The following is a 6,079-nucleotide window of genomic DNA, read 5'->3' on the forward strand; positions in this document are numbered from 1 at the left end:
GCGTCGAGGACCATGCTGTTCGCGAGGCGGTCCAGCGTCCGGGCGGCGGCGTACCAGGGTACCGAGGCCGCGACCACCGAGACGACCACGAGCACCGCGCCGAACGCGTAGGTGCCGCGGCGGCGGCGGAACCTGTTGCGGCGGAACGGGTCCTCGACGAACCGCTTGGACAGCGCGGCGAGCGCGAAGCTCAGCACGGCGGCGGCGAGCATCTCCTTCCCGGACAGCCGCTCGTTGTCGCTCAGTTCGAGCATCACGACGATGACCGGCCAGTGCCACAGGTAGAGGCTGTAGGAGATGTCGCCGGTGTAGCGGACCGGCGCGACGCCGAGCAGGCGCCCGAGCAGCGTCCCGGTGGCGACGAGCATCGCCGCCGTGCCGAGCACCGGCACCGCGGCCACCCAGCCGGGGAACCGCAGGTCGGTCGTGTAGTGCACGGCGCTGAACGCCACCGCGGCGAACCCCAGCCAGCCGAGCAGCTCCCGGGCCGCGCGGGGCAGCGAGACGCGGTGCAGCACCATCGCGGCCAGGCCGCCGATGCCGAGCTCCCACATGCGTGTCGGCGTCACGAAGTACGCGGCGCCGTGGTCGACGCGGGCGTAGACCACGGAGAAGACGAACGACGCCACCGTGACGAGTGCGACGGCGACCACGGCGTACCGCGCCGTGCGACCACCGAGGCGGCGGGCGAGCGCGGCGACCGCGATCAGCAGCAGCGGGATGACGAGGTAGAACTGCTCCTCGACCGCGAGCGACCAGTAGTGCTGGACCGGGGAGGCGTCGGCGGTGGCGTGCCCGTAGTCGTTGGACAGCACCGCGAGCAGCCAGTTCTGGGCGTTCAGGGCGGAGCCGACGACCTCGCGCATGATCTTCGGCCACTGCGACCGCGGGAGCAGCAGCACAACGGCGGCGACGACGGCCAGCAGCGTGGCGGTGGCGGCGGGCAGCAGACGGCGGATGCGGCGGGCGTAGAAGTCGCGCAGGCTCACGGTGCCGGTGCGGCGCAGCTCCGAGGTGAGCGTGCCGATGATGAGGAAGCCCGAGATGACGAAGAAGACGTCGACGCCGACGAAACCGCCCGGCAGCCACGACGGGCGCAGGTGGTAGAGCAGCACGATGCCGACGGCCAGTGCGCGCAGGCCCTGGATGTCGCCTCTCAGCGCGTGCCGAGGGCGCGGTGCCGGGTCGAGCGCCGGGGACGGGCGCTCGGCGGACAAGGTCGCCACAGGTGACTCCTGGTTGCGGAGGTCTGCGGACCGGGTCCGCGTTCGAGGCGCGGAGATTAACCCGAATGTGCAACCAGGGCCCAAGTTGATGTACGGATTGTGACCGAGTCGATCTGACCTGCGGCCTCAGTCGATCATGTGACCTGACGGCCCGCCCACACGGCCAGCTGGGCCCGCGACCGCAGCCCCAGCTTCGACCTCGCGTGGGTCACGTGACGGGCGACGGTGTGCGGCGAGATCCCCAGCCGCTGTCCGATCTGCCGGTTCGTCAGCCCTTCCGCCACCAGCGTCGCCACGTGCCGCTCGCGGGCGGAGATCGCGTCGTCGGCGTCCCCGGCGACCGGCTGGGCGGTCAGGCCGTGGGAGACGGCCTGCGCCAGCGACATCCGCTCGCCGGTCGACTCCGCGGCGCGCAGCCGGGCGGCGGGGATCCGGGCGCGGCACACGGCGCGGGCCTCGTCGAGCAGGTCCTGCCAGTAGGGCTCGGCACGGAAGTCGTAGCGGGTGCGGACGACGGAGGCGGCGGTCAGCAGGGAGAGCGCGCGTTCGTCGTCGGAGCCCGTGCCGACCAGGGCCAGCGCGAGCCCTTCGAGGTCGTGGTACTGGTCCGCGGGGTGTTCGGAGCCGACGACGAGGCCTTCGCGGAACACCTGGCCGGCCTCGTCGCGGTTCCCCTGGATGCTCCGCTCGCTCCGCCGCCGAACGGCCTAATCAGGGCCTGTTTCTCTGGCTCGATCAAGAGATCCGCACTATCCCTGTGACCAGGGACGCAGTTCGGCAGATAGGGTGGGCTTGTTCCTGCCCAAGCTGAACGCAAGGAGTCAGTCGTGACGGTTCGTGTAGGTGTCAACGGTTTCGGTCGGATCGGGCGCAACTTCTTCCGCGCCGTGAGGGCCGGCGGCCACGACATCGAGATCGTCGCGTTCAACGACCTCGGTGACGTCGCCACCATGGCCCACCTGCTGAAGTACGACAGCATCCTCGGTCGTCTGGACGCCGACGTGCAGGTCACCGACGAGGGCATCTCCGTCGACGGCAAGGTCATCAAGGCCCTCGCCGAGCGCAACCCGGGCGCTCTGCCCTGGAAGGACCTCGGCGTCGACGTCGTGGTCGAGTCGACCGGCTTCTTCACCGACGCCACCAAGGCCCGCGCGCACGTGGACGAGGGCGGCGCCAAGAAGGTCATCATCTCCGCGCCGGCCAAGAACGAGGACCTGACGGTCGTCATCGGCGCCAACGAGGAGAAGTTCGACGGTTCGCAGACGATCATCTCGAACGCGTCCTGCACCACCAACTGCCTCGCGCCGCTGGCCAAGGTCCTCAACGACAGCTTCGGCATCGAGCAGGGCCTCATGACCACGATCCACGCGTACACGCAGGACCAGAACCTGCAGGACGCGCCGCACAGCGACCTCCGCCGTGCCCGCGCCGCCGCGCTGAACATCGTGCCGACCTCGACGGGTGCCGCCAAGGCCATCGGCCTGGTGCTGCCGGAGCTCAAGGGCAAGCTCGACGGCTACGCGCTGCGCGTGCCGATCCCCACCGGCTCGGCCACCGACCTGACCGTCACGCTCAAGCGCGAGGTCACCGTCGACGAGATCAACGCCGCGTACAAGGCCGCCGCCGAGGGCCCGCTGGCCGGCATCCTCAAGTACTCGACCGACCCGATCGTGTCGGCCGACATCGTCACCGACCCGCACTCGTGCATCTACGACGCGCCGCTGACCAAGGTGATCGGCAACCAGGTCAAGGTCGTCGGCTGGTACGACAACGAGTGGGGCTACTCCAACCGCCTCGCGGACCTGGTCAAGCTCGTCGCCTCGAAGATCTGAGTCCGGGAGCGAGTGCGTTGAAGACTCTCAGCGACCTGCTCGCCGAGGGTGTCGCGGGTCGGCGCGTGCTGGTGCGCGCCGACCTGAACGTCCCCCTCGACGGAGACAAGATCACCGACGACGGCCGCGTCCGCGCGTCGGTCCCGACGATCAAGGCCCTCGCCGACGCGGGTGCCCGCGTGGTCGTCACCGCTCACCTCGGCCGCCCCAAGGGCGAGCCGGACCCGAAGTTCTCGCTCGCCCCGGCCGCCGCCCGCCTCGGTGAGCTGCTCGGCACCGAGGTCGCGCTGGCGTCGGACCTCGTCGGCCCGTCCGCCACGTCCGTGGTCGGCGCGCTGACCGACGGCGGCGTCGTGATGCTGGAGAACGTCCGCTTCGACGCCCGGGAGACCTCGAAGGTCGACGCGGAGCGCGAGGAGCTGGCCGAGGAGCTCGCGTCGTTCGCGGACGCGTTCGTGTCCGACGGCTTCGGCGTCGTGCACCGCAAGCAGGCCTCGGTCTACGACGTCGCGAAGAAGCTGCCCGCGTACGTCGGCGGTCTCGTCGAAGCCGAGCTCGGCGTGCTGCGCAAGCTCACCGACGACCTGGAGCGCCCGTACGTCGTCGCGCTCGGCGGCTCGAAGGTGTCCGACAAGCTCGGCGTCATCGCGAACCTGCTGACCAAGGTCGACAAGCTCCTCATCGGCGGCGGCATGGCGTACACGTTCCTCAAGGCCCAGGGCCACGAGGTCGGCACGTCGCTGCTGCAGGAAGACCAGCTCGACCAGGTCAAGGGCTTCCTCGCGGAGGCGGAGAAGCGCGGCGTCGAGCTCGTGCTGCCGGTCGACGTGCTGGTCACGGCCGAGTTCGGCAACCCCGAGCACGACGTCGTCGGCACCGACGCGATCCCCGCCGACAAGATGGGCCTCGACATCGGCCCGAAGTCGCGCGAGCTGTTCGCCTCGAAGCTGGCCGACGCCAAGACCGTGTTCTGGAACGGCCCGATGGGCGTCTTCGAGATCGAGACCTACGCCGGCGGCACCCGTGCCGTCGCGGAGGCCCTGGTCGAGTCCGAGGCGTTCACCGTCGTCGGCGGTGGCGACTCCGCCGCGGCCGTGCGCGCGCTCGGTCTGCCCGAGGACGGTTTCTCGCACATCTCCACCGGTGGTGGCGCGTCCCTCGAGTTCCTGGAGGGCAAGGAACTCCCCGGCATCAGCGTTTTGGAGTCCTGATGGCAGCCCGGCTCCCGCTCATCGCGGGCAACTGGAAGATGAACCTCAACCACCTCGAGGCGATCGGTCTCGTGCAGAAGATCGCCTTCTCCCTGCCGGAGAAGTACTTCGCCAAGGTCGAGGTGGCCGTTCTTCCCCCGTTCGTCGACATCCGCAGCATCCAGACGCTGGTCGACGGCGACAAGCTGCTGATCAAGTACGGCGCGCAGGACATCTCGCGGCACGACTCCGGCGCCTACACCGGTGAGGTGTCCGGCCCGATGCTCGCGAAGCTCGGCTGCCACTACGTGGTCGTCGGGCACTCCGAGCGCCGCGAGTACCACGGCGAGACGGACGCGATCGTCAACGCCAAGGTCAAGGCGGCGCTGAAGGTCGACGTCACCCCGATCTTCTGCTTCGGCGAGAAGCTGGACGTCCGCGAGGCCAAGGGTCACCTGGAGCTCGTGCGCCAGCAGCTGGAGGACGGCCTCAAGGGCTTCACCGCCGAGCAGGTCGCCAAGATCGTGTTCGCGTACGAGCCGGTCTGGGCCATCGGCACCGGCAAGACCGCCTCCTCGGCCGACGCGCAGGAGGTGTGCTCGCTGGTCCGGTCGTTCGTGGCGGAGAAGTACGGCGAGGAGACCGCTGCCGTCGTCCGCGTGCTCTACGGCGGTTCGGTGAAGTCGTCCAACATCAGTGAGCTGATCGGGCAGAAGGACATCGACGGCGCTCTCGTCGGCGGCGCCAGCCTGCAGGCCGACGAGTTCACCAAGCTGTGCGCTCTGGCTGCCGGCGGGCCTCTGCCCTAGGTTGATCACAGGTGCCGACCGCTCGCCCTGGTCCGCCTCCTCCGGTGTCCCGCTGACCACCGCAGGAGACGGCTAAGGTGGGCGGTCAGCGCGTCTGAACCCTTAATCCCACTGGTTGCACACGTTCGGCAGTCGAACAGGTACTCTATGGCGTCGGCTGCCTGACAGCGAGGAAGAAATGATCCTGTTCCTGCAGATCCTGTTGATCGTCTCCAGCGTGCTGCTGGTGCTGCTCGTGCTGCTGCACCGCGGCCGGGGCGGTGGCCTTTCCTCGCTGTTCGGCGGCGGTATGCAGTCGAGTCTGTCCGGTTCCTCCGTTGTCGAGAAGAACCTCGACCGCCTGACGTTGTTCGTCGGCGCGATCTGGGTCATCGCCATCGTGGGCATCGGGCTGCTGATCAAGCTCCCCGGAGCCTGATCTTCCGTTCAGCGGCAGAAGCCCTCAGGGGCTTGGGGTAACCACTTGGTGGGGGTGTAACGGTCGATGTCTGGTGGTAACGCGATTCGCGGTACCCGCGTCGGCGCAGGCCCGATGGGTGAATCGGAGCGCGGCGAGTCCGCGCCCCGTCGTCGGGTGTCGTACTGGTGCGCGAACGGTCACGAGTCTCGGCCTTCCTTCGCGGTCGACGCGGAGATCCCGGAGAACTGGGACTGCCCGCGTTGCGGCCTGCCGGCAGGTCGTGACGAGCAGACGCCACCCGCGCCTCCGCGCAACGAGCCGTACAAGACGCACCTTGCGTACGTGAAGGAGCGGCGCTCCGACGCGGACGGCGAGGCGATCCTCGAAGAGGCTCTCGCCAAGCTCCGCCGTCAGCGCGAAGAGCCGTAAGCCTGGCTCGCGGAGCAACTCGGATCCACGTGAAGGGCCCCCTCTACTGCGGAGAGGGGGCCCTTCACGTGGATCCGGGGGGAGACGGACGCGCTGCCGGTCCGGCTAGGGCGTGTCCTGCGGATCTTTCTCATGATCGTGTGCAGATGATGGTGTGTGGTCGGACGTGGTGAGCTGACGGACAAGGCCTGGG

General features: G+C 69.2%; 7 protein-coding genes. 5 read left to right on the plus strand and 2 right to left on the minus strand.

Annotation, left to right across the window (positions count from 1 at the left end; genetic code table 11):
* On the minus strand, positions 1 to 1,226 hold a 1,226-nt coding region (locus tag L6E10_RS31720), incomplete at its 3' end, for an acyltransferase (RefSeq protein ID WP_236223833.1).
* Positions 1,227 to 1,360: 134 nt separating this feature from the next.
* A complete protein-coding gene (locus L6E10_RS40975; RefSeq protein WP_236223834.1) occupies positions 1,361 to 1,876 on the minus strand; it encodes a helix-turn-helix transcriptional regulator in 516 nt (171 codons plus the stop codon).
* A 177-nt stretch (positions 1,877 to 2,053) separates the two neighbouring features.
* Between L6E10_RS40975 and gap the strand changes: the two genes are divergently transcribed.
* The 5 genes from gap to L6E10_RS31750 all read left to right on the plus strand — a co-directional run bounded on the left by gap (position 2,054) and on the right by L6E10_RS31750 (position 5,886).
* The gene (gap, locus tag L6E10_RS31730; protein WP_090105218.1) at positions 2,054 to 3,058 is read left to right on the plus strand and encodes a type I glyceraldehyde-3-phosphate dehydrogenase; all 1,005 of its coding nucleotides are present in this window, start codon (positions 2,054 to 2,056) and stop codon (positions 3,056 to 3,058) included.
* Between the two features lie 17 nt (positions 3,059 to 3,075).
* Positions 3,076 to 4,269 carry a phosphoglycerate kinase gene (gene pgk / locus L6E10_RS31735; RefSeq protein ID WP_236223835.1) on the plus strand — a complete coding sequence of 398 codons (1,194 nt, stop codon included), beginning with the start codon at positions 3,076 to 3,078 and terminating at the stop codon, positions 4,267 to 4,269.
* The gene (gene tpiA, locus L6E10_RS31740; protein WP_236223836.1) at positions 4,269 to 5,057 is read left to right on the plus strand and encodes a triose-phosphate isomerase; all 789 of its coding nucleotides are present in this window, start codon (positions 4,269 to 4,271) and stop codon (positions 5,055 to 5,057) included. The genes pgk and tpiA overlap by 1 nt, the downstream gene beginning before the upstream one ends.
* 178 nt (positions 5,058 to 5,235) lie before the next feature.
* Positions 5,236 to 5,475: a preprotein translocase subunit SecG gene (gene secG / locus L6E10_RS31745; protein WP_030478109.1), complete on the plus strand. Its 240-nt coding sequence runs from the start codon at positions 5,236 to 5,238 to the stop codon at positions 5,473 to 5,475.
* A 66-nt stretch (positions 5,476 to 5,541) separates the two neighbouring features.
* Positions 5,542 to 5,886: an RNA polymerase-binding protein RbpA gene (locus tag L6E10_RS31750; RefSeq protein WP_053738343.1), complete on the plus strand. Its 345-nt coding sequence runs from the start codon at positions 5,542 to 5,544 to the stop codon at positions 5,884 to 5,886.
* The last annotated feature ends 193 nt before the right edge of the window (positions 5,887 to 6,079 follow it).

The organism is Lentzea sp. CC55 (assembly GCF_021056325.1).
Lineage (GTDB): Bacteria > Actinomycetota > Actinomycetes > Mycobacteriales > Pseudonocardiaceae > Lentzea > Lentzea jiangxiensis.

Coding starts and splice junctions, on each gene's coding strand:
- tpiA (WP_236223836.1), top strand. CDS start 4,269: ATGGCAGCCCGGCTCCCGCTCATCGCGGGCAACTGGAAGATGAACCTC.
- secG (WP_030478109.1), top strand. CDS start 5,236: ATGATCCTGTTCCTGCAGATCCTGTTGATCGTCTCCAGCGTGCTGCTG.
- L6E10_RS31750 (WP_053738343.1), top strand. CDS start 5,542: ATGTCTGGTGGTAACGCGATTCGCGGTACCCGCGTCGGCGCAGGCCCG.